Source organism: Caulobacter sp. AP07 (assembly GCF_000281955.1).
Classification (GTDB): domain Bacteria; phylum Pseudomonadota; class Alphaproteobacteria; order Caulobacterales; family Caulobacteraceae; genus Caulobacter.
Window position 1 is genome coordinate 21,632 of the sequence record NZ_AKKF01000015.1, and the last position, 23,344, is coordinate 44,975.

The window sequence follows — 23,344 nt, forward strand, 5'->3', positions numbered from 1 at the left end:
TCCAACGATGCCGGCAAGCGTCCGTCAGGGGCTAGGTGAATTTCCTGCTTCACGGACAGGGCGCTGTCACGCAGGTGTCGCCGCGAGCTGCTTTAAGCAGACTGGTTCATACCAGTTGGGGCGAAGAGCACTGATGACGAAGCCAAATTCCGTTCGGGCCATGCGTCCGAACCTCAAGAACTTTTTGCTGGCCACCGTTTCGGCGCTCGTCGTCGGCGCCAGTTCGTCGGCTGCTCTCGCGCAGCAGGCTTCCGGTGATCAGGTCGACGAGGTGGTCGTCACCGGTTACCGGAAGTCGCTGAGCGACGCGCGCGACATCAAGCGGGATTCGGTCATCCAGAAAGACGCGATCGTCGCCGAAGACATGGCGAAGTTCCCGGAACTGAACCTGGCCGAATCGCTACAGCGCCTGCCAGGCGTGCAGATCAACCGCGAGGCGGGCGAGGGGCGGCGCATCTCGCTGCGTGGCCTGGGCCCGGATTTCGCCCGCGTGCAGCTCAACGGCATGGAAGTGCTGGGCAACGTCGACTCCGCGCAGGACAGCCGCGGCCAGCGTTCGCGCGACCGCGCCTTCGACTTCAACATCTTCGCCTCGGAACTGTTCTCGCGGGTGGAGGTCGAGAAGACCTTCGAGGCGGCCCAGAACGAGGGCGGCATGGCCGGCACGGTCGGCCTGTTCACTGGCAAGCCCTTCGATTACGCGCCGGGCGCCAAGGGTGCGGTGTCGCTCAAGCTGGGCACCAACGAATATACCAAGGACACCCAGCCCCGCGTCGCCGCCTTGTTCAGCCGGAACTGGGACAACAGGTTCGGCGCCTTGGTCTCGGTCGCCTACTCCAAGCGCGAAACCACGGAACAGGGCCACAATACCTACAACTATGATCAGCCCAATGCAGGCGCCTTGAAGGCGCTGGTCGCCAAGGGTCTGGACATCTCCCATCTGAGCGCCGCGCAGCAGGCCAAGTTCCTGTCCGGCGACCTGTACTTCGCGGACGGTAACCGCATCTCCTCCTGGGACTCGAAGGCGGAGCGTCTCGGCGTGACGGCCGCGCTGCAGTGGAAGCCGGTGGACAATCTGCTGCTGACGCTCGACGCCCTGCACGGCGAGTTCACCACCCACCGCAACGAGATGCACCTCGCCACGCGGCCGCTCGCGTCCGCCGGCTCGGTGGCGTTCGACACCCCGGCCGGCGGGGTCTGGCCGGCCATCTTCCAGAAGGGGTCGATCATCAACGACCTCGCCTGGGACAAAGATAACTACGTCACAAAGACCGACGTCACCGGCACAACCTTCGGCAGCGAGCACCGCCGGTCGCTGAACGAAAACCGCTTCAACCAGCTGGCGCTGACCGGCAAGTGGGACGCGTCCGATCGCTTCTCGATCGACGGGCATGTCGGCTACGAGAAGTCGACCTACAAGACCCCCTATGACGACAAGCTCTACATGCGGGCCAAGGGCAACCTGATCGCCAACTATGGCGCCGACGGCCAGTCGGCTTCGTTCCAGTATCCGGGTTGGGATCCGACCAACCCGGCCAACTACGCCATGGATTCATTCTACTATCGCGGCTTCAACAATGAATCGGAGCTGCGGGAGGGCGTGCTGAACCTCCACTACAAGCTGAACGACGTGTTCACGCTGCGAGCCGGGGCGGCCTACCATCGCTTCACGCAAGGCGGCAGGGACCTCTTCTATGACGACAACGTCAATGGAACCCGGTCCAAGACGCGAGGCACGTCCGTCGCCGACATCACCTCCGTGTTCACCAACAACTCCGGTTCGTGGCTGGTCGGCGACTACGCCAAGGCCTTCGCGAAGTACAAGGAGTACCACCGGTTCGGGCCCAACACCGACGGGACCGGTGGCGCGCTCCAGGACATCGAGAACGTCTACGAGACCACGGAAGAGACCATTTCCGAATACGTGCAGGCCGACTGGGACAGCGAACTCTTCGGCAAGCGCTTCCGCGGCAATATCGGCCTGCGTGGCTACAGCACCGACACCCACAGCACCGGCTGGATCCAGGGCGACAGCTACGCCTATCTCGGCACGACGGACGTGAAAGGCAGCTATGAGGGCGTGCTGCCGGCCCTGAACACGGTGCTGGAACTGACGCCGGAGGTGCTGGTGCGCTTCTCCGCCACCCAGAACGTGAATCGTCCGGGGCTGGGCTCGATGGCGGCCGAGGGCAGCGCGTTCCAGGACACGGATTCCGGCGAGATCACGGCGTCCCGCGGCAATCCGAACCTCAAGCCCTACAAGGACACCACGCTGGACGTGTCGGTGGAATACTATTTCGGCAAGGTAGGCCTGCTTTCGGCCAGCGTGTTCCAGAAGAACATCAAGAACTTCATCGGCTCGCAGACCCTCGAGAACGTCCCCTTCAGCCAGACGGGCGTCCCGTTCAGCACGATCCCGGGCGCGACGGCCAGCACCATCGTCTCGGAGTTCTCGATGCCGGTCAACGTCGCCGGCAAGACCAAGCTGACCGGCGTGGAACTGGCCGCGCAGACCCAGTTCTCGTTCTTGCCGGCGCCCTTCGACAACCTGGGCGCGGTGGCGAACTACACCTATGTCGACGCCGACGAGGCGCTCACCGGCATTTCGAAGACCAGCTACAACGTCACGCTCTACTACGAGACCGACCGCTGGGGCCTCCGGGGTTCAATGAGCCACCGCACCCGCTGGTTCACCGGGCATAACGACTCGGTCATGAGCGCCAGCACGCGGGGCTTCGAGGGCTCGACCTATGTGGACGCGTCGGCCTTCTTGAACGTCACTGAAAAGCTCCAGCTCTCGCTGAATGCGATCAATCTGACGAACGAGACGGACACGCAGTTCTGGGGCCAGAACCGGTACCTGTACAACCAGAACCAGAGCGGCACGACCTACATGATGGGGCTCAGCTACAAGTTCTAAGACGACCTGGACTGGGCGCTCCTTCCCTCCGGGAGGGAGCGCCCTTCTGTGCGGCCAGAAACATGATCATTTCCCATAGCCACCGTTTCATCTTCGCCGCGGTGCCCAAGACCGGCACCCATTCCGTGCGCCAGGCCCTGCGCGAGCAACTGGGCGACGCGGACGTCGAGCAGGTGGGATTGTTCGTCGACAAGCGCTTCCCGTGGGTGGATCTGGCGGCGATCCGGCATGGCCACCTGTCTCTGCGGCAGGTGCGTCCATACCTCGGCGAGGAGGCCTTCGGCGGCTATTTCAAGTTCGCCTTCGTGCGCAATCCGTTTGACCGCTTCGTCTCGTACTGCGCCTTCATGCTGCGTGACGGCGACGTCTTCCAGCGGCAGCCGCGGGAGGTGATGCGCCACTTTCTCTTCGGGGAGCCGCCGGAACACCACATCCTGTTCCAGCCGCAAGCTTCGCTGCTGGTGGGCGAGGATGGCGAGACCCTGTTGGCCGACCGGGTCGGTCACGTCGAGGACATGCAGGGGTCGTATGACGCGATCTGCGCGCGCATCGGCATTCCCTCCCGCCCACTCGACCGCGTCAACGGCAGCCGGCGCGGCGACTATCGTCGCTACTATGACCAGGCCCTGATCGACGGCGTCGCCGCGCGCTACGCGCAGGATCTGGAACTGTTCGGCTACACCTTCGAAGGCATGCGATGAGCGCCATCCCCCTCGAGCCGGCCGCCAATCCGCGCAAGACCATGGGCGTTCGCAAGCTCGGCCCCGTCGATATCACCGCGCTGCGAGCGGCCGTGCTGGCGATCCCCGAGGACGTCTGGGACGCGGAGAACGCCGGCAAGCCGAACAGGTTCGAGGTGCTGGACGAGACGCGCCACATCGTCTTCCGCTTCGTCGACAGCCCTCGCGACTGGCGCGGTTCGCACGATCGCGCGGCCTGGCCCCAATGGCGCGGTTTGCTGGAGCCGGTGCTGGCGCAAGCCGTCCGTGGCTACGGTTATGCACGGGGGGTGTTTCCGCGGGTGATGTTCGCGAGGATGCCGCCGGGCGGGGTGATCCATCCGCACATCGACGCCAACCCGGCGGCGAAGTGGCCGCACAAGATTCACGTGCCGGTGTCGACCAACCCCGGGGTGGTGTCCTTCTTCGGCGGCGGCGAACACTATTTTCCGCCGGGCGAGGCGGTGGAGGTCAACAACCTTGGCCCGCACTGGGTGCGCAACGGCGGCGACACCGACCGCATCCATCTGATCTTCGAGTATTACGACGCCGACCAGCCGGAACCGGGCTGGCTGGAGCCGTTCCTGCTGGCCGGCGCGGCGCGGTGAAGTCCTCCGCCAGTTCCAGCGCCGGTTCCAAGGCGCGCGACGCCCTGTTGCAGGAGGCCAGGGACCTGCGCTCGCGCCAGGGCGTCCCGGAGGCGTTGGCCGCGCTCGCGCGGCTGCAGGCGCTGCATCCCCGGTTCAGCCGCCTGTATCAGGAGCGCGGCCACTGCCATGTCCTGCTTGGGGATGCGTCGGCGGCCATCGACGCGTTGCGGGAGGCCGTGCGCCTCAATCCGACGCTGCCGGCCAGCTGGGACATGCTGGAGCAGCTTTACCGCATGCTGGGCGACACCGCCCAGGCGGCCACGGCGGCGGCGCATCTCGACACCTTGAGACAGCTCCCCCCGGAGGTGGTGGTGGCCAACAGCCTGCTTGCCGACGGCGATCTGGCGCCGGCGGAGCAGGTCATCCGGGACTACTTGCGCAAGGACGGCGACAATGTGGGCGCCCTGCGCCTGCTGGCGCGGATCCGCAAGGAGCGCGACGCGCCCGCTGAAGCCGAGTCGTTGCTGAAATCGGTGCTCGCGCGCGCGCCGGACTATCACGCGGCGCGCCTGGACTACGCCATGGTGCTGTTGCAGCGGCAGAAGCACCTGCAGGCGCGGCGGGAGGCCGAGCACCTGCTTGGGCACGACCCGGACAACCGCGACTACCTCAAGCAGTACGGCGCGGCCTGCGTCGGCCTGGGCGACCACGAGCCGGTGATCGATCTCTATGAGAGGCTGCTGGCCGGCCAGGCTCAATCAGGCACGGAAGTCGCCGACCTGCGCCTGTGGCGGGCCAACGCCCTGAAGGTCACGGGCAGACAGCAGGAGGCCATCGCGGACTATCGCGCGTCCCTGGCGGCGCGGCCGGACCATGGCGTGGCCTGGTTCAGCCTCGCCAACCTCAAGACCTATCGCTTCACCGACGATGACATCGCGCGCATGCGCGCCGCGGAATCCCGGCCTGCCATCCAGGACATGGACCGCGTCTATCTGTGTTTCGCGCTGGGCAAGGCGCTGGAGGACCGGGGCGACTACGCGTCCTCGTGGCGATACTACGAGCGTGGCAACGCGGCGCGGCGGGTGACCAGCCGCTATCGCCCCGAGGTCGCGGAAGCCTGCGCGCTCCGACTGAAGCGGGTCTTCACCGCCGAGTTCTTCGCCGCGCGCGCCGGCTGGGGCGTGGCTGATCCGGCGCCCATCTTTATCCTGGGGTTGCCGCGTTCGGGCTCGACGCTGATCGAGCAGATTCTGGCCTCTCATTCCCAGGTGGAGGGCACGCAGGAACTGACCGAAATCGACCGATATGCGGCCGAACTCTGCGGTCGTGATCCGGATTGCGGCTTGCCGCTGGATCCCGAGGCGTTGCTGCGCCTGACGGCCGGGGAGGCCCGGACACTCGGCGAGCGCTTCCTGGCCGAAACCGACGCCTATCGCAGGCAGGGCAGGCCGTTCTTCATCGACAAGATGCCGAACAATTTCTGGCACATCGGCTTGATCCGCCTGATGTTTTCCCGAGCAACGATCATCGATGTGCGGCGCGAACCCATGGCCTGCTGCTTCAGCAACCTCAAGCAGCTGTTTGGCACGACCAACCAGGAATTCACCTACGGGGTGGATGACATCGCCCGCCACTACCGCACCTATCTCGACCTCATGCGGCATTGGGACGACGTGCTGCCGGCGCGGGTGCTGAGGGTGCGATACGAGGATGTGGTCGAGAATCTCGAAGGCGGCGTGCGGCGCATGTTGGAGCATTGCGGACTGCCCTTCGAGCCGGCTTGCCTGGCCTTCCACGAGACCCGGCGCAGCGTGCGCACGCCCAGTTCCGAACAGGTGCGCCAGCCCATCGGCCGGGAGGGGCTCGCGCAATGGCGACACTACGCGCCCTGGCTCGCGCCGCTGCGGGCGGCGCTGGGCGACGCCTTGACCGGTTACAGGGACTGACCCATGCGGCTGTCGCGCCCCTTCTTCCAGCTCCCTGTGCTCTTCGACGTGGCGCGTCTGCAGGCCGAGGTCGCGGCGTTGCCGACGCAGGCATGGGTTTCACACCCCGACAGCCTGCCTGGCAACAGCGCCGCGCGGTTGATCAGCGCCGGCGGCGGCGAGACGGATTCCGTGTACGGACAGATGCTGCCGACACCCTGGTTCGCGGACATGCCCTACCTGAGCCAGGTCCTGGCGGGCTTTGGCGTGGTATGGGGCCGCTCGCGGTTGATGCGCCTGGCGCCGGGCGCGGCCGTGCCCGAGCATGCCGATATCAACTACCACTGGCACACGCGGGTGCGGCTGCACGTTCCGATCTTCACCTGGCCGGAGGTCCGCTTCCACTGCGACGGACAATCCGTGCACATGGCGGAGGGCGAAGCCTGGATCTTCGACAACTGGCGCCCGCACCATGTGGAGAACAAGGCCAGCGCCGAGCGTATCCATCTCGTCGCCGACACCACCGGCACGGCGGCGTTCTGGCGGTTCGCCTGCGGGCAGGCGCCGCCGCGCGGAGAATGGCGGACGTTGGCCTGGGATCCCGAGATCCGTCCGGAATTGCTCACCGAGGGCGATCAGCGCTCGCCGGTGATGCCCGCCGCCGAAGTGCAGCTGTTGGTCGAGGACCTGCGAGCGGAACTGACGGTCGCCACGGACGCGGCTGAAGCCAGGACGCGCGCCGTGCGGTTCGGCCTGCTGCTGGAGAGCTTCGTGTTTGATTGGCGCCAGCTCTGCGCGCTGCATGGCGTCGGCGGGCGGGCGCGACCGGACTTCCTGCGCCTGGCCGGCGCCGTGCGCGAAGCCGCCAAGCCGCTCGCCGATGGGCTGGTCATGCGCACCAACAATGTCAGCGCGCTGCTGGTGCTCGAAAAGCGCGTGCTGCAGCACCTGGTCGAGGACGATGCCGCGCCGCGGGCCGGCCGGACTTCCGGCGAAGGATGACGAACCTGGAACAGTATTTCGACCAAGCCTAAGCCATGTCCGCGCGATCGATCTGATCGCGAAGAAGGTCATGATAGGTCTCGAAGCCGGCCACCTTGGCGTCCGGCGCCTTGCCGGCTTCGTCGTAGCCGCGCAGCCGCAGGGCGGCCTGCGCCGCCGGATCGGCCAGGAACGCCTCGATCTCCTCCTCGCTCATCGGGCCGCCCTGCAGGGCCAGACTCTGCAGCGACGCCTTGCTGAGGCATGCGAGATAGGCGGGGTCCACCGCCACCCGATATCGCTTGGCCGCCACGTGCAGGCGGATCGGCTCGGTGACCTCGGGACCGAACGCGCGGGCCAGGTAGCCGGCGCTGATGTGCTCGTGGCGTGTGTCGATGCCGCGGTCGGCGGCGTTCTCGCCGGCCTTCTGCATCATGTGGCCGACGTCATGCAGCAGGGCGGCGGCGACCAGGGCCGGCGGCGCGCCGTCGACCTTGGCATGATGCGCCGTCTGCAGCGCGTGCTCCAGCTGGCTGACGCCCTCCCCATAACGGAGACCGCCCAGTTGGGCGAAGAGTTCGGTAAGCTCGGCCAGGAAAGCATCGGCCGCGGGACGAGAGGTCATCTAGGATCCGTGTAAGGCATTGAACTGGGTCAGACGTCGGGCGAGCGCGCCTACAGGCGCATCCGTCCGATGCTTGGGTCGGTGCGGCTGGCTCGTCCCGTTTCGAGGTGGCCGGCCAGGCGCTGGGTGAAGGACGGATCGTCCAACACGGTCAGGGTCAGGTCGTACCAGTGGTCGCTGCCGCGCAGGTCCCACACCGAGCGGACGACGCCCTTGGATGGCAGCATCAGGTTCTGGCGGGCCTCGCCTTCGGCCAGGGGATAGGTTTCGTCCATCCGCGCCGTGATCATGGCCGATCCGCCTCCGGCCCCGGCCAGTCTGAGGACCAGACGGGAGCGGGCGTCGGCCGCGACCGATACGCTGGGCTGCGGCCGCGACGCATCGCCGGCGAACCGCCGATAAAAGCCATTTGGGCCATGGACTGTCAGGTCGTAGGGCCCAGGCGCGCGGCCTGCGCGGTTCCAATGTCCGGCCGCGTACGTTCCGCCGGCCGCCAGGGTGAAGCGCCAGGGACCGTCGCGGTCGGTGTTGTCGAACACCTGGAACACCGCGCCCGTCCGGCCCTTGTTGACCAGGTCGATCCAGAGGTCGCCGTCGTGGACGCGGGCGTCGGCCGACAGCACGTAGGGCAGGGGACGCGCGCCGCGCTGAGGCCCCTCCTGGGTCGAGGCCGTCTGCCTTTCCGGGATCCGCAGGGTCGGGGCGGCCTTGGACCGGGCCACGCGCGCCATGTAGTCCGCGGTCTGCGGCAGGGCCAGCGCCGTCCAGTCCTGGTTCGGCGTGGCGAAGTCGAAGGCCGAGGTCAGGTCGCCGCAGACCGCCCGCCGCCAGTCGCTGATGTTGTCCTCGCGCACCCCGAAGCGCTTCTCGAGGAACCGCAGCGTCGAGGTGTGGTCGAATACCTCCGAGCAGACGAAGCCGCCCCGGCTCCACGGCGAGACCACGATCGCCGGTACGCGGATGCCCAGGCCCAGCGGATGAGCGCCCTGGTTGGCGACCTCGGCCTGGCCGTAGTCCTTGATCTCGCCCGTGACCGGAACCGAGCTCCAGCCCTGCTCGGCCGTCAGCGGCGGCATGGGCGGCAGCATGTGGTCGTAGAAGCCGCCGGCCTCGTCGTAGTTGACGATGAATACGGTCTTGGCGAACACCTCGGGGTGGTCGACCAGCGCCTTGATCAGCTCGGCGCAGACGTGTTCGCCCTTCGAGGGCTCGGCCTGGGGGTGTTCGGACAGGTCAGCGGCGGTGACGATCCACGACACCTGCGGCAGGCGGTCGGCGGCGACGTCGGCGCGAAACGCCTCAACCAGCTGCTGGCCGTCCGAGCGGGTGCGGTCGGCGCCGGTCTTGCCTTCCGACACCCAGGCGCGGCCGCGTTCATAGAGCGGCGAATCCTTGGCGCAGGGGCGGAAATTCATGAACACCGACAGGATGTTGTCGCCGAAGTTGTCGTGCTCCTGATAGACCTTCCAGCTGACGCCTGCGGCCTGCAGGCGCTCGGCGTAGGTCATCCAGTCGTGCGGCCCCTTGGCCATGTCCTTGTCCTGGGCCATGTCGGCGCTGGGCGTCTCGTCCTCGCCGTAGTTGCTCATCTCCGGATCGCCGCCGACCTTGCCGCCGCCGTTGCAGCCCGTCCAAAGGTGCAGGCGGTTCGGATAGGTCTGGGTCAGGGTCGAGCAGTGATAGGCGTCGCAGACCGTGAAGGCGCTGGCCAGGGCGTGGTAGAACGGCAGGTCCGAGGCCTTGTAGTAGACCATCCGCTTGTGCAGCTCGCCCGAGTGGCCCCACTGGTCGTAGCGGCCGCCGTTGACGATGGTGATCGCCGCCTGGTGGCCCTGGTCCGCGCCGTCGACCGTGTAGGCGTTGGTCACCGAGGCGTCGCCGTGGAACGGGGCGACGAAGCCGTCCGGATGTTCACCGCTAGGCTGGCGCCAGACCGAGGCTCCGCCGGGCAGCCGTTGCGGACGAGGATCGCCCAGGCCCCGCACGCCGTTCAGCGCGCCGAAATAGTGATCGAACGCACGGTTCTCCTGCATGAAGATCACCACGTGCTCGACGTCCATGATCGTGCCGGTGCGGTGGCGCGCGGGGATGGCCATGGCCCTGGCGACGGTGGCCGGCAGCAGGCCGACGGCGGCCCCGGCAGCCGCGGAACGTAGGAAGGCGCGGCGGTCCGTCGTCATGGCTTCGTTCTCCCATCTCCACATTGGTATAGACCAGATGAGAAGATCGTTCGGCGAAACTTTCGTGAAAGCTGGGAAACGCTTCGCTTCGGTCGTCAGTGGTCTGATCCAGTTGCTTGACCCGGGAGGAGCGCCCTCCCATCCTCTCCGGATGGCGGGATTCGACCGCTGACCAGGTCGCCCGATGCAGCAGCCCGACACCCTCCACTATCTCGGAGTGCGCGACGACATCGCCGCGCGGATCAGCGGTGGCGAGTTCAAGGCGGGTGAGCGCCTGCCGTCGGAGCGCCAAATGCAGGTCGGCGGCGGCGTGGCGCGCGGCACCGTCCGCGAGGCGCTGTTCCAGCTGGAGGCCGAGGGGGTCATCTACCGCAAGGACCGCAGCGGCTGGTACGTTTCGCCGCCGCCGGTGGTCTACGACCCGACGCGCTGGGAAGGTTTCATGTCCTACGTCGAGGCGCAAGGACGGCGGCCGGAAACCGAGACGCTAAGCAAGATCGAAATCGCCTGCGACGGCATGCTGGCCGAGATCTTTTCGCGCCCGATCGGCGCGCCGATGTACTGGATCCGCCGTCGGCGCTCCGTTGACGGCCGGGCCGTGCTGATCGAGAGCATCGTCGTCGACGCGTCCCTGGCGCCGGGCCTCGTGGAGCATGACCTCGACGGCTCGCTGACCAACGTCCTGAAGCAGGTCTACGGTATCGGCGTCGCGCGCAACAAGGTCGACATGCAGCCCTGCGCCCTGACCCGTGACGTGGCCGAGGCCCTGCGGGTCAAGTCCGGGTTGCCGGGCCTCAGCCTGGTCCGTACCTGCTACGACGCCCAGGGCCGGGTGGTCGAGTTCGACCGAGAACACTGGCGCCACGACGCCTTGAAGATCAGCGTCGACATCCGCGTCCGCTAGGCCATGAAACGGGGGGCGCCCCCCCCCCCCCACGACGCCGTCATCCGGCTGTCGTGGGCATGGTATAGACCAAAATGCTCCATCAAGGGGCGCTTCCATGATTTCAGGTCCTCAACGTTGGCTGGAGCGAGCCAATCCGCTGGCGTTCACCCTGTTCGCGGGCCTGGCCGGCTTTTGCGCCTATTTCTCGATGTACGCCTTTCGAAAACCGTTCGCGGCGGCGACCTTCGGCGCGGTCGACGGCTGGACCTTCGCCGTCGACTACAAGATCGCCCTGGTGCTGGCCCAGGTGGCCGGTTACGCCGCTTCCAAGCTGATCGGGGTCAAGGTCATTTCCGAAATCACCCCGTCACGGCGCGGCGTGGCGATCCTCGGATTGATCGGCTTCTCCTGGCTGGCCCTGCTGGCCTTCGCGGTGGTTCCCGCGCCCTGGAATGTCGCGGCCCTGTTCCTGAACGGCCTGCCGCTGGGCATGATCTGGGGGCTGGTGTTCGGCTTCATGGAAGGGCGGCGCACCTCCGAGGTTCTGGGCGCCATCCTCTGCGCCAGCTTCATCCTGTCGTCCGGCGTCGTGAAGTCGGTCGGCAAGTGGCTGATGGTCGATGTCGATGTCTCGCCGTTCTGGATGCCCGCCGCCACTGGCGCGATCTTCCTGCCGCTGCTGGCGGTTTCGGTGTGGGCCCTGATGCAGCTGCCGCCGCCCAGCCCCGCCGACGAGGCCGCCCGCGTGCGTCGCCAGCCGATGGACAGCGCCCAGCGCCGCGCCTTTCTGGTCGCCTACGCGCCCGGCGTGGCGCTGCTGGTGATGGCCTATGTTCTGCTGACCGCCTTTCGCGACTTCCGCGACAACTTCGCCGCCGAGCTCTGGACCGCCCTGGGCTTCGGCGAGGCTTCCGGCGTCTTCACCGCCAGCGAGCTGCCGGTCGCCGCCATCGCCCTGGCGGTGATGGGCGCGGTGATGCTGGTTCGCGACAACCTGCGGGCGCTGCTGGTGATGCACGGCGTCATCCTGGCCGGCTTCCTGCTGCTGGGCCTCTCGACCCTGGCCTTCCAGGCCCACCTGCTGCCGCCCCTGGTCTGGATGATCCTGACGGGCGCCGGCCTCTACATGGCCTACACGCCGTTCAACGCCATGCTGTTCGACCGGATGATCGCCTTCAGCGGCCGGATCGGCACGGCGGGCTTCCTGATCTACGTGGCCGACGCCTCGGGCTATCTCGGCAGCGTCGCCCTGCTGATCTGGCGCAGCTTCGCCATGGTCCGGCTGGACTGGCTGGGTTTCTTCATCGCCAGCGCCTATGCGACGAGCGTCGTCGGCGCCGTCTGCACGATCCTGGCCGGCCTCTACTTCCTGCGCCGTCGTTCGACACGTGACGCCCGCGCCCAGGCGGCGGCGGCCAGGGATGCGCTCGCCTGACCTTGCTGGCCTGCGGAACCGCCAGCCCTAGCGGCGCCGCGCCTGGAGCGACCTGGTTGGTCTGTCACCGGCGAAACGGCTGATCCATGATCGCCATTCCGCCCATGGCCGGATCGCTGATGGAATCGACGCCCATCTCCAGCCGTCCGGCCACGCGGCGCAGGTAGCCGTCGGCCTCGATCGACACGTCGTACCAGCCCCCGGTCGCCTTCACGCGCAGGTCCTTGCGGATCTCGCGCCCCGGCGGCAGCGCCATCTTCCAGGCGCGGAAGGCCGTCCTGTAGGCGTCGGGCGTGGCGGCCAGGGTCTTGGCCGCGCCACCGGGGTTGCGCAGGGTCAGGCCGACCAGGCCCGCGGTCGGCGATGTCAGGACATTCAGGACCGGATCCTCGCCAGGGGCGGCGCCGACAAAGTGGCGGTGGAAGCCGTTGGGGCCCAGCACCCACAGGTCGTAGGCGCCGGCGGGCCAGGCGTCGCTGACCTGCTTGCCCGGCTCGACGGTGTAGCGACGCGGCGGCTGGTCAAGGCGTAGACGGTCATAGACGTGCAGAACCGTCGCCTGCGATCCGTCATTGGCGAGCGTCAGCGTCAGGCGGCCATCCCGCGCGCCCTCGTCCACGCGCGGGGCGTAGGGCAGGGCGCGCGAGGGGCGGGGACCTGTCGCCTGCGCCGGGACCGCGGGCGCGGCCGGCGTCGGCGGCACGGTGGTGTCCTTCAGCGCCGCTGCGCGGTCGGCTGTGGCCTTGGTGGCGGGCAGGGCCTGGGCGAAGGGCGTGTCGTTCGGAGTCTTGAAGTCGAAGGCGGTGGTCAGGTCGCCGCAAACCGCCCGTCGCCAGGGCGAGATGTTGGGCTCGCTCACCCCGAACCGCGTTTCCAGGAAGCGGATCACCGAGGTGTGGTCGAAGACCTGCGAATTGACCCAGCCGCCCCGGCTCCAGGGCGACAGCACATACAGCGGAACCCTGGGGCCCAGGCCATACGGACGACCCATGAGCTCGTCGCGCTCGGCCTTGGCCTCGGTGGGATTGCGCACCAGGTGATATTCGCCGGCGGTGTCGACCGTCGAGGCGCCCAGGACCGTTCCGTCAGCGGCCTTCGAGGGCGGGGCGGGCGGCGGGACATGGTCGAAGAAGCCGTCGTTCTCGTCGAACATCACCAGCAGCACGGTCCGCGCCCAGACCTTGGGATCGGCGGTCAGGGCGTCGATCACCCGGGCGGTGTAGTCCGCGCCCTGGGCGGGGCTGGACGGGCCCGGATGCTCGGAATCGGCGGCCGGGGCGACGATGTACGACACCTGCGGCAGTTTTCCGGCCAGCACGTCCTCACGCAGGCCGTCCAGCTTGCGGGTCGACAGGCCCAGCGCCGCCAGGCGTGGATCCGAGCCGGGCAGGCCTTCATGGCTGTCGCGGTAGGTCTTGAACCCGGCCGTCGGGTTGTCCGTGAAATTGTCGGCCATGTCCTGGTAGATGCGCCAGGTCACGCCGGCCGCCAGCAGCCGCTCGGCATAGGTGGTCCAGCGATAGGGATCGGCCGCCCCGCCATCGGCCACGAAGCTGTCGTGGCTGTTGGAAATCGAGGGGCCGCCATGCTGGCCGGACGGATCGTTGGTGGCCGTCCAAAGAAACAGACGGTTGGTGTTGGTGCCGGTCTGGGTCGAGCAGTGATAGGCGTCGCAGACGGTGAAGGCGTCGGCCATCGCATACTGGAAGGGGATGTCTTCGCGGCGATAGTAGCCCATGGCGCGTTCGGTCTTGGCGGCCGGCCAACGGTCCATGCGGCCTTCGTTCCAGGCGGCCTGGGCGTCGGACCAGCTGTGGGGCGTGCCCTCGACCCGCATGTGGGCGAAGGTCGCTATGGTGTCCAACGGGAAGGGCGAGACCAGCGGCGGCCCGCCCTTTCCCGTGTCGTTGACCTGCGTCCAGACCGTCTTGCGGTGAAGGCCCTGACTGTCGGGCATGGGGATCGGGAAGCGATCGCCAAAGCCCCGGACGCCATTCATCACGCCGAAGTAGTGATCGAAGGCGCGGTTTTCCTGCATCAGGATCACCACGTGCTCCACGTCCTTCAACGTGCCGGTGCGCACGTCCGCGTCGATGGCCAGGGCCTTGGCGACGGCCGGGGGCAAAGCCAATGCGGCGGTCGCGGAGAGCAGGAAGGCGCGACGATCTACTGAGGGCATGGAAAATTCCGAAAGGTCATGTGGTCTCACGGTCTAGCCGCGCCTGATGTCCGTGAGGTGACAGACCGAGGCGGCCGAGGATGGGCGGCGCGGAGGCCCCAGGTCCACCTCGACAGGCGGTCAGCCCAAGCACCATTGCGCTCCAACGCGTAGATCGTGGCGCCGGACAGGGGCGCGAGGCGGCGCAGTTCCATACAACGTATACGTATATCGTATAAGATATTTGACATAAATCATATAATCGTGCCTCTTGATATCGAAGCGACGCCTGTCGGAGGCGCGCTGCTTGAGGGGGCATTCCATGCGCAGACAGACGCGTCTTGATCTCCTGGCGGGAGCCGCGGCCGTCGCGGTCCTGTCAGTCTTTGCGGCGGCGCCGACCGCTTTCGCCCAGGATGTGGCCACGGCGGACGAGCCGGCGACCCTGGATGCGGTGGTGGTGACGGGGTCGCGGATCAAGCGGCCCAATCTTGCCTCCGCCAGCCCGATGACGGTCGTCGGCGGCGACGAGATCAAGTACCAGGGCGCCACCTCGATCGAGAGCGTGCTGAACCGCCTGCCGCAGTTCACCGCCGACTCCAACGAGAACGGGTCCAACGGCTCGGACGGCACGGCGCGGGTCAACCTGCGCAACATGGGCTCCAGCCGCGTCCTGGTGCTGGTGGACGGCCAGCGGATGCTGCCGACCGAAACCGCCGACGTGAACTTCATCCCCGGCGCCCTGGTCGATCGGGTGGATGTGGTGACCGGCGGCGCGTCGGCGGTCTACGGGTCAGACGCCGTGTCCGGCGTCGTCAACTTCATCCTCAAGAAGGATCTCAACGGTATCCGGCTGGACGCCCAGTACGGTATCGCCCAGCACAGGAACGACAGCAGCTATCCCAGGTCCTTGATCACCAAGGCGGGCTACAAGCTGCCGGAGAACTCGGTCACCGACGGGGCGCGGACCGACGTCAACCTGGCCTTCGGGATGAACGCCCCGGACGGCAAGGGCAACGTTACGTTCTATGTCGGCTATCGCGAACTCAAGCCGGTCACCCAGGACACCCGCGACTATTCGGCGTGCGGCCTCAACCTGACTGGGCCCCAGAACAACGCCCTGGTCTGCGGCGGCTCCAGCAACAACGAATACGGCCTGTTCACGATGCTCAGCGGACCCAATGCGGGGCTGACGCTGAACAACACCAAGGACGGCGCCAAGACGTGGGTGCCCTACGACAGCTCGTTCCTCTACAACTACGCGCCGACCAACTACATCCAGCGCTCGGACAGCCGCTATACGGCCGGCGCCTTCGCGCACTATGAGATCAGCAAGGCCGCCGAAGTCTACGGCAGCTTCATGTTCATGGACGACCACACCTTCTCGCAGGCGGCGCCGTCCGCCCTGTTCCAAGGGACGACGTTCAAGATCAACTGCAACAACCCGCTGATGTCGGCGTCCCAGGCGGCGACGCTCTGCGGTGCGGTCGCGGGCACGGACGTCAACCAGGACACCTTCATCGGCTACCGGCTGACCGGGCCGGGCAGCTCGCCCCGCCGCGACGACCTGCGCCACACCGCCTACCGGATCAACTTCGGCTCACGCGGCGAGATCGCGCCGGGCTGGAGCTATGACGCCGGCTTCCTCTACTCCTCGGTGGTGCTCGACGAGAGCTACAAGAACAACGTCGACAACGCCAAGGCCGCCAAGGCCCTGCAGGTGGTCAATGTCAACGGCGTGGCGACCTGCAAGTCGGTGGTCGACGGCACCGATCCGAACTGCGTGCCGATCGACGTGTTCAAGTACCAGGGCCTCAGCGCGGCGGCCTACAAGTACCTCTATGCGCCGACCTACACCCACGGCGTGCAGCGCGAGAAGGTGCTGAGCGCGACGGTGAACGGCGATCTGGGCCAGTACGGGATCAAGAGCCCGTGGGCCAATGACGGCGTCGCCCTGGCCCTCGGCGTCGAGCATCGCCGCGAGGAGCTGAAGTTCGAAGCCGACGCCCTGGCCCAGGCCGGAGGCACCAAGGAAAACGCCGGCGCCTTCAGCGTCAATGAGATCTATGGCGAAGCGGACCTGCCTCTGATCCAGGACGCGCCGTTCATCAAGAGCCTGTCGGTCAACGCCGGTTACAGGACCTCGAAGTACGACTATCTGCCCGATCGCGTCTCGACCTATAAGGTCGAACTGCAGTACGCGCCGAGCTCGGACGTGCGGTTCCGCGCCAGCTACAACCGCGCGGTGCGGGCGGCCAATATCAGCGAACTGTTCGCGGCCCAGTCGCTGGGCAATGTCGCGGCGGTGGATCCCTGTTCGGGTCCCACGCCGAAGGCCAGCGCCGCGGCCTGCGCGCTCACCGGCGTGACCGCCGCCCAGTACGGGAAGATCCCCGACTGCCCGGCCGAAACCTGCGTCACCCAGGGCGGCGGCAATCCCGACCTGAAGCCGGAAGTCGCCGACACCCGCACCGCCGGCGTCGTGCTGACCCCGCGCTTCCTGCCGGGTTTCTCGATGTCGCTCGACTATTTCGACATCTATGTGGACCAGTATATCGGCGCGGTCGATGCGCCGACCGTGATCAACCAGTGCGTCCAGACCAGCAATCCGTACTTCTGCAGCCTGTTCCACCGCGACCCGACCTCGGGCGTGCTGTTCGGCGATCGCGGTTACATCATCGCCACCAACCAGAACACCGGCTTCCTGCAGACCTCCGGCGTCGACGTGACCGGCAACTACCGCCTCGACCTGGCGTCGCTGACGAAGGGCGGTGACTGGGGCGAGCTCGATTTCAGCTTCGTGGGCACCTACCTTAACAGCCGCAAGATCGAGCAACTGCCGGGTCTGGGCGCCTATAACTGCAAGGGCCTGTTCGGTCCGACCTGCGGCCAGCCCAACCCGGCCTGGCGTCACCAAATGCGGACGACCTGGAGCCTGCCCTGGGCCCCGGCGACGATCTCGGTCAACTGGCGCTATTTCGGTGGGACCAACCTGTCGAGCAACGACAGCAATCCCTTCCTGCAGGGCGACTACGTCGAGATCAATCGCAAGATCAAGGCCTACAGCTACTTCGATCTGGCGGCGACCTGGAAGGTGCGCGAGCAACTGGCGCTGCGCGCCGGCATGAACAACGCCTTCGACAAGGATCCGCCGGTGATCGCGGCCGGGCTGCTCAGCTCCTTCGGCAACGGCAATACCTATCCGGGCGTCTACGACCCGATGGGCCGGACGTTGTTCGTGGGCCTGACCATGGACTTCTAAGGGTCTCCAGCTTCCCCCGAGGGGCAGCGACGGTCTCGCTGCGCCTCGGGGCATTCTCCCCTAGGTCAACTCAACAGCCACCGCGCCCAGCGCCGGTGGCTGTCTTTCTATGGGGAGCCGGGGACATGCACTCACGGCAGGGCTCCGGCCGGGTTCGTCGGGAGGCTGGGGTGAGTGCGTGTCCCCAAAGTCGTCCGCTGCGCCTGAAGTCCGGCCCCTCGTTCGGGATGATCGTTCGGCGCCGTGGGCGACGGTGGGGACACGCACTCACCCGACGGTCCAGGATCGATTCTCCGGGGCCTTGCCGTGAGAGCATGTCCCCGATTGGGCGTCCTTCCTCGGCGGATAGCAAACAAACTTCTACGAAATCAACGCCCTGAACTTTCTCGACCCCGATCTGTCCTCCCCCTTCCAGACCACCCCATACTGCTTGCACCTGAAGGCACGGGGAGGGCGCACGTACGGCGACCGATGCGGCCTTCGGGGGTGGACGAGCGGGAAGCGCTCGCCGGTGGTCTTGAGTGACGCTTCGGGCGTCCTGGGCAGGTTCCTTGCAACACAGGACGAAGCCCCGGCGGCGAGGGATCGGCAGACGCGGCAGGCAGGGGCTGAAATCGCCCCTGCGGTCCAGGACGCGCCAACGTCCTGCCCGTCGGGGGCCTCCATCGGAGCCGGTTAAAAATCGGCGCCCCGAAGGCTTCCGGATAACGGCTCTACGCGAAGCGTCTGCACTTCGTCGAAACGGTACAAAACATCAAAGCTATTCCGGGCGAGGCCCGGGCGCTTCGCACCCTTCCCACCCCATCGCAGCTTCGGCGCGTGAGCGCGAGATCGCGCCCCTCGTCCAGGTCGAAGACGGGTAAGGAAACGCGAGGTTGGAAACCGGCTGCTCAGCCGGCGTTCGTCGCGGTGTCGACCGGAGCGTGCTGGTCGGTTTCGTCCGAGCCATGCGACCATGTCTTGAGGATCGGGGCCAGGGCCAGGAAGCCCAGGCCGATCACCATCGAGACGCCGCCGATCCAGTTGAACACCATCAGCGACTTGGCCAGGGCCGCGCCCGGGTCCAGCACCTGGCCGCCGACCGTCTCGGTGGCCGTCAGGCCCGCGATGAAGCCGCCGACCTTGCCGGCGATCGACACGGCCATGAACCACACGGCCATGAGGAACGACACCATCGTCGCCGGCGACAGCTTGGTCATCTGCGACAGGCCGACCGGCGACAGGCACAGCTCGCCGGTGGTGTGCAGCAGGTACATCAGCAGCAGGAAGGCCAGCGGCATGCGGAAGACGCCGTCGACGAAGTGCGCGCCCAACTGCAACAGCAGGAAGCCGGCGCCGACCTGCAGCAGGGCCAGGCCGAACTTGACGACCGGGTTCAGATCCTTGCCGCGCTGGCCCAGCCAGGTCCACAGGAAGGCGAAGACCGGGGCGAAGATCAGGAGCCAGCCGGAGGCCAGGGCCTGTGTCTGGGCGGCGTTGAAGCTGGTGTTGACCCAGAAGGTCGAGGCCTTGTCGACGCCCGCGGCCACTAGCTGTTCGGGGGTGGCCAGGGTGACGGCGCCGTTCAACAGCCGCACCGGATTGGCGACCAGATCGAGGTCGACATTGGTGGCCGCGAACAGGTTGAGCGACGAGCCGGCCTGGTCGAACAGGGTCCAGAAGACGACCGCTCCGAAGATCAGGAACACCGCCAGGCCCAGGCGCTCGCGCTCGACCTTGTCGCACTTGGCGAACATGAACCACAGGATGTAGCCCAGGGAGGCGAGCATGCCGGCGATCAGGGTCCAGTTGACCATTCCCGTGTACCGCACGAGGAAGCACACCGCCGCGACGCCGACCAAGGACAGGATGTAGATCAGGCCTTCGCGGTTCAGCGGGCCCAGCAGCGGCTGAGCCAGCTGCCTGGGGGCCGGCGGCTCCCCCTTGCCTTGCAGCAGCGGCTTGCCCAGCACGAAGACCACGAAACCGGCCACCATGCCCAGGCCCGCGAGGCCGAAGCCCGCCCACCAGCCGACGGTCACGCCCAGCAGGCCGCACAGGATCGAGGCCCAGAACGAGCCGAGGTTGATGCCGTAATAGTAGAGGGTGAAGCCCGGATCGCGATGACGGTCGCCCGGCGGATACAACTGGCCGACGATGGCCGAGATGTTGGGCTTGAGGAAGCCGACGCCGACGATGATCAGGGACAGGGCCAACCAGAAGACATTCAGATAGGCCGGGTCCCGGCCGGTGACGTCCAGCTGGTACTGGCCCTTGGGCAGCACCACCGGGATCGGGGCGTCGGCCGGCAGGCCCTCGACGGCGAAGTCGCCGGTCTTGGTGGCCGCCACCGCATAGGGCTTGTTCGCGACCACCAACTTCGAGACCCGGCCCTCGCCGCGGCCTTCGGACACGAAGTCGTAGGTGTGGCCGCGATAGGTCAGGGTCTGGGTGGCCGGCGCGCCCTCGATCGCCATGGTCAGGTGGCCGGCGATCAGCAGGACGGCGCCGAAGATCACTGCCTTGCGGGCCCCCAGATACCGGTCGGCCAGGAAGCCGCCGATCAGCGGCAGCAGATAGACCAGGGACGTATAGGAGCCGTAGTGGGCGCTGGCCGTCTTCGGATCGAACAGGAAGTGCTGCGTCAGGTAGAAGATGAGGATGCTGCGCATGCCGTAATAGGAGAAACGCTCCCACATCTCGGCGAAGAACAGGATCAGCAGCCCCCGGGGGTGATCGCGCAGCAACTGGATCAGGACGGGGACGCCGGTCAGGAGCGTGACCAGGATGCCCATGACGATGACGATGTTCATGGGCGGCCCTTGAGGTGTTCGATCCTGGTCATGTCGCTGCGGCTCCCGCGGATCAGTTCGGGGCCAGGTCGATCGTGGTCGGCGCATCCGTCAGGGGCAGGGTGTAGGCGCCCCGTTCGAAGACGGCGCCGGCCGGACGATAGGGGCGGGCGCCCTTGGTGGTGGCTTCCACCAGCAGCCGGGCGGCGGGGGTGGCCGCATCGCGCGCCGCCAGGGTCAGGGTCAGCTTGCCCGTGGCCGGCGCGTAGGTGGCGGCGTCGATCTTGCCGGCCTCCAGGGTCAGCCAGGCGCCGATCGGGGCCACGAAGAGGCGGGTGCGCGCGCCGTCCCTGGGCTCGATCCGCACCACGCCGTCGCCCTGGCTGACATTGCCGCCGAAGCCGAGCCAGCCGAAGGTCGGATCGTTCACCAGATAGGTCGCCGCCGCATAGGCATGGCCGAAGAAGCCCATGCCGTAGTCGCCGCTGTAGGGATCCCAGGACATCATGTCGGGCGCCGAGTGGAAGGCGGCCGACGAGAAGCCCTCCTGGTCGATGTTGGTGATCCCGCCCATCAGGCCGCCGTAGGCGACACGGAGCAGATGGATGTCGCCGGGATCGGCGCGATAGGCGTCGAACAGCGGCACGGCGTTCAGGGTCGATCCGTAGTGGTGGATCTGCCGTTCGATGCGCGGGACCTTGCCGCCGTAGAGGAAGTCCCAGTAGCGGCGGGCGTTGCCGTTGTAGCCCCAGCTCGGGATCGTCGGGTCATAGGCCAGGATCACCTCGCGGGTCTCGTCGGCCTGCTTTTGGTGGCCGAAGAAGCGCATCCAGGCATAGACCTCGGCCTGGCCCGTGGAGTCCCAGGCCATTTCGCTGCCGAACGGGTAGGGCAGGGTCTTCCAGTGGTCGGCCCGGCCCTTCATCAGGGTCTCGAGTTCATTGGCCTTGTCTGTCATGCCCTCGCGGCGGAGGTCCTCGAGGATGTCGACGAAGACGTCGCCCTCCATCTGGCCGAACTGGGCGTAATAGGGGGCGTCGCGCATCATCGCCACGGCGGTCATCTGGGCGTGGTCGAGGTACCAGCGCCAGTCGTGGGTCTTGACCAGGCCGTCATGGTTGCGGGCCAGGCGATAGAGCACCCAGTGGCCGATGGCGACGTGCGGATAGTTGTAGGACCGGCCAAGGTCGCCAGCGTCCTTCTTCGACCACGAGGTCCAGCTCTTCCAGTTGGTCTTGGGGTCGTAATAGGTCGGCAGTTCGTCGGGGGCATAGTAGAAGAGGCTCTTCTTGACCGCGCCGGCGTGCTCGCCCTCGGCGACCTGCAGCCCACCGACGATGGTCTCGTTGACCACGCGCTCGAGCTTGGCCACTTCGCCGGCGTCGGGATTGTCCAGCTGCTTCATGATCGCCGCGACCCAGCTGCCCGCGCCGCCTTCGTCGCTCATGCCGGAAATCCAGACCCGCGGATCCTGGGTGACGATCCTGTCGGCCTGGCGGTCGTAGGTGAGGATCCCGGGGGACCGCTTGAACGGGTCGGACGGATCCTCGAACCACTGCCTGGTCGTCGAGAACCGGCCCAGATCGGCCATCGTCTGGTCGAGCGGCTTGGTGATGAAATAGGAGACGGTCTGCACGCTGGCGTCGGCATAGGTGATCGACAGCGTCGCCCGGCCCCAACCCGTCGCCCGGACGGCGTAGCGCGACCAGCCGGTCCCCGACTTGACCGGCGTGGCGGTGAGCGCCCCGGCCGGAAAGCTCTCGATCCGGGCCACCGGCTTGGGCGACTTCAGGAACAGCGATGCGTCCTGGTCGGTGGGCACGACATAGCCCGGGATGCCGACGGCGACCGGGCGGCCGTTGGCGACCAGGGTGTCCTCTATCGCGCGAAGGGAGGGCGAGGTGACCAGGCGCACGCCGATCGTACGGCTTGCCCCGGGCGCCAGGGAGAAGCTGGTGGGCGTGTTCCACTGCTCGCCGGCGGTCTTCCAGTCCTGCTCGGCGAAGCCCTTGCTGGCGACCGTCCAGTCGTAGAAGCCTTCCGAGGTCTGGCCGCGCTCGCTGCGGTCGGTGAAGATGTCGCCGGGCTTGGCGCCGCGACCGGCCTGCTGGATCGGCCGATAGGCCTCCAGAGGCGTCGCCTTCTCGGGCAGGACCAGCAGGGCGGGGCCCTTGCCGTTGAGGCGGGTGACCTGCAGGTAGCCGGCGTCGCGGCCGATATAGGGATCGACGAAGCTGGCCTGGGCGTGGGCCTCCTCCAGCGAGCGGTCGGTGATGATGTTGTCGAACACCATCGGCAGGCCCAGCCCGCCGACCTCGACGGCCTGTTTGGAGGTGTTGGTCAGGACGAAGCGCAGGACCAGCGCTCCGCCTTCGGCGACCCAGCGACGTTCGACCCGGAGCGGCGAATCCGGGCCCAGGGACGCCGTGATGTCGGCCGCCGCCAGGGTCGCCCCGCCGGCCGGCAGGCGGCGGATCGGCTTGCGCTGGTGGGCGGAGCTGAAGTCGCGCCAGGCGCCGCCTTCGGTGCGCAGGCGCAGGTGGATGTCGCCGACATGGACGTAGCCGTCGCCCTGCCGCTCGGCCTCCCGTGCGCCGGGGGTGAAATCGAAGGCGGTGTCGGCCGCCGGCGACAGCCGGGCCAGCGTCTGGGTGTCGGCGCGCAGTTCGAGCCGGAACTGGGCGGTGCGGTAGGCCGTCCTGGCGATCGGCGCATAGACCTTCTTGGCCGGCGCCGGCGCGGGCTCCTGGGCCCAGGCCAGGCTGGTCGCGCTCAGGCCTAGCGGGGTGGTGGCCAGCAGCAGGGCCGTCAGGGCCAGCGGGCGAAGGTTCGTCATCGGAGCCTCGTCATTTCGCGGTGTTGGTGGCGATGCGGACGGGGGGCTGCTGGGCA

The 23,344-nt window shown here is 67.4% G+C and carries 13 protein-coding genes; 8 read left to right on the plus strand and 5 right to left on the minus strand.

Going from position 1 to position 23,344, the window contains the following annotated elements; genetic code table 11:
* Window positions 1-133 precede the first annotated feature (133 nt).
* The 5 genes from PMI01_RS01625 to PMI01_RS01645 all read left to right on the plus strand — a co-directional run bounded on the left by PMI01_RS01625 (window position 134) and on the right by PMI01_RS01645 (window position 7,156).
* Window positions 134-2,920, plus strand: coding sequence for a TonB-dependent receptor (locus tag PMI01_RS01625; protein ID WP_007662156.1), 2,787 nt, complete (start codon window positions 134-136; stop codon window positions 2,918-2,920).
* A gap of 62 nt (window positions 2,921-2,982) precedes the next feature.
* Window positions 2,983-3,621: a sulfotransferase family 2 domain-containing protein gene (locus PMI01_RS01630; protein ID WP_007662157.1), complete on the plus strand. Its 639-nt coding sequence runs from the start codon at window positions 2,983-2,985 to the stop codon at window positions 3,619-3,621.
* A complete protein-coding gene (locus PMI01_RS01635; protein WP_007662158.1) occupies window positions 3,618-4,247 on the plus strand; it encodes an aspartyl/asparaginyl beta-hydroxylase domain-containing protein in 630 nt (209 codons plus the stop codon). Before PMI01_RS01630 ends, PMI01_RS01635 begins: the two co-directional genes overlap by 4 nt.
* Window positions 4,244-6,175, plus strand: a complete 1,932-nt coding sequence (locus PMI01_RS01640; RefSeq protein ID WP_007662160.1) for a tetratricopeptide repeat-containing sulfotransferase family protein — start codon at window positions 4,244-4,246, stop codon at window positions 6,173-6,175. The genes PMI01_RS01635 and PMI01_RS01640 overlap by 4 nt, the downstream gene beginning before the upstream one ends.
* A gap of 3 nt (window positions 6,176-6,178) precedes the next feature.
* Window positions 6,179-7,156, plus strand: a complete 978-nt coding sequence (locus PMI01_RS01645) for an aspartyl/asparaginyl beta-hydroxylase domain-containing protein (protein ID WP_007662162.1) — start codon at window positions 6,179-6,181, stop codon at window positions 7,154-7,156.
* A 28-nt stretch (window positions 7,157-7,184) separates the two neighbouring features.
* Here the strand turns inward: PMI01_RS01645 and PMI01_RS01650 are convergent, their stop codons facing one another.
* A complete protein-coding gene (locus tag PMI01_RS01650; RefSeq protein WP_007662164.1) occupies window positions 7,185-7,760 on the minus strand; it encodes an HD domain-containing protein in 576 nt (191 codons plus the stop codon).
* A 50-nt stretch (window positions 7,761-7,810) separates the two neighbouring features.
* A complete protein-coding gene (locus tag PMI01_RS01655) occupies window positions 7,811-9,940 on the minus strand; it encodes a phosphocholine-specific phospholipase C (RefSeq protein WP_007662166.1) in 2,130 nt (709 codons plus the stop codon).
* Window positions 9,941-10,124: 184 nt separating this feature from the next.
* Here PMI01_RS01655 and PMI01_RS01660 point away from each other — a divergent pair, with 184 nt between their 5' ends.
* Window positions 10,125-10,844 carry a UTRA domain-containing protein gene (locus PMI01_RS01660; RefSeq protein WP_007662168.1) on the plus strand — a complete coding sequence of 240 codons (720 nt, stop codon included), beginning with the start codon at window positions 10,125-10,127 and terminating at the stop codon, window positions 10,842-10,844.
* Between the two features lie 97 nt (window positions 10,845-10,941).
* The gene (locus PMI01_RS01665; RefSeq protein WP_007662170.1) at window positions 10,942-12,261 is read left to right on the plus strand and encodes a DUF5690 family protein; all 1,320 of its coding nucleotides are present in this window, start codon (window positions 10,942-10,944) and stop codon (window positions 12,259-12,261) included.
* Between the two features lie 64 nt (window positions 12,262-12,325).
* Here the strand turns inward: PMI01_RS01665 and PMI01_RS01670 are convergent, their stop codons facing one another.
* Window positions 12,326-14,440, minus strand: a complete 2,115-nt coding sequence (locus tag PMI01_RS01670; RefSeq protein WP_007662172.1) for a phosphocholine-specific phospholipase C — start codon at window positions 14,438-14,440, stop codon at window positions 12,326-12,328.
* A 301-nt stretch (window positions 14,441-14,741) separates the two neighbouring features.
* Here PMI01_RS01670 and PMI01_RS01675 point away from each other — a divergent pair, with 301 nt between their 5' ends.
* A complete protein-coding gene (locus tag PMI01_RS01675) occupies window positions 14,742-17,681 on the plus strand; it encodes a TonB-dependent receptor domain-containing protein (protein WP_007662174.1) in 2,940 nt (979 codons plus the stop codon).
* A gap of 890 nt (window positions 17,682-18,571) precedes the next feature.
* Here the strand turns inward: PMI01_RS01675 and PMI01_RS01680 are convergent.
* Together PMI01_RS01680 and PMI01_RS01685 are read right to left on the minus strand one after the other, a co-directional pair.
* Entirely contained in the window at window positions 18,572-20,473 is a 1,902-nt protein-coding gene (locus tag PMI01_RS01680) for a peptide MFS transporter (protein WP_007662176.1), read from the minus strand.
* A gap of 52 nt (window positions 20,474-20,525) precedes the next feature.
* Complete coding sequence (locus PMI01_RS01685; RefSeq protein WP_007662179.1) at window positions 20,526-23,288, minus strand: DUF5695 domain-containing protein; 2,763 nt, start codon at window positions 23,286-23,288, stop codon at window positions 20,526-20,528.
* Window positions 23,289-23,344 lie beyond the last annotated feature (56 nt).

Excerpts from the sequence above, each read along its gene's own strand:
- PMI01_RS01685 (WP_007662179.1), bottom strand. The coding sequence starts at position 23,288 with ATGACGAACCTTCGCCCGCTGGCCCTGACGGCCCTGCTGCTGGCCACC.
- PMI01_RS01665 (WP_007662170.1), top strand. The coding sequence starts at position 10,942 with ATGATTTCAGGTCCTCAACGTTGGCTGGAGCGAGCCAATCCGCTGGCG.
- PMI01_RS01655 (WP_007662166.1), bottom strand. The coding sequence starts at position 9,940 with ATGACGACGGACCGCCGCGCCTTCCTACGTTCCGCGGCTGCCGGGGCC.
- PMI01_RS01645 (WP_007662162.1), top strand. The coding sequence starts at position 6,179 with ATGCGGCTGTCGCGCCCCTTCTTCCAGCTCCCTGTGCTCTTCGACGTG.
- PMI01_RS01660 (WP_007662168.1), top strand. The coding sequence starts at position 10,125 with ATGCAGCAGCCCGACACCCTCCACTATCTCGGAGTGCGCGACGACATC.
- PMI01_RS01675 (WP_007662174.1), top strand. The coding sequence starts at position 14,742 with ATGCGCAGACAGACGCGTCTTGATCTCCTGGCGGGAGCCGCGGCCGTC.
- PMI01_RS01625 (WP_007662156.1), top strand. The coding sequence starts at position 134 with ATGACGAAGCCAAATTCCGTTCGGGCCATGCGTCCGAACCTCAAGAAC.
- PMI01_RS01650 (WP_007662164.1), bottom strand. The coding sequence starts at position 7,760 with ATGACCTCTCGTCCCGCGGCCGATGCTTTCCTGGCCGAGCTTACCGAA.
- PMI01_RS01635 (WP_007662158.1), top strand. The coding sequence starts at position 3,618 with ATGAGCGCCATCCCCCTCGAGCCGGCCGCCAATCCGCGCAAGACCATG.
- PMI01_RS01670 (WP_007662172.1), bottom strand. The coding sequence starts at position 14,440 with ATGCCCTCAGTAGATCGTCGCGCCTTCCTGCTCTCCGCGACCGCCGCA.
- PMI01_RS01630 (WP_007662157.1), top strand. The coding sequence starts at position 2,983 with ATGATCATTTCCCATAGCCACCGTTTCATCTTCGCCGCGGTGCCCAAG.
- PMI01_RS01680 (WP_007662176.1), bottom strand. The coding sequence starts at position 20,473 with ATGAACATCGTCATCGTCATGGGCATCCTGGTCACGCTCCTGACCGGC.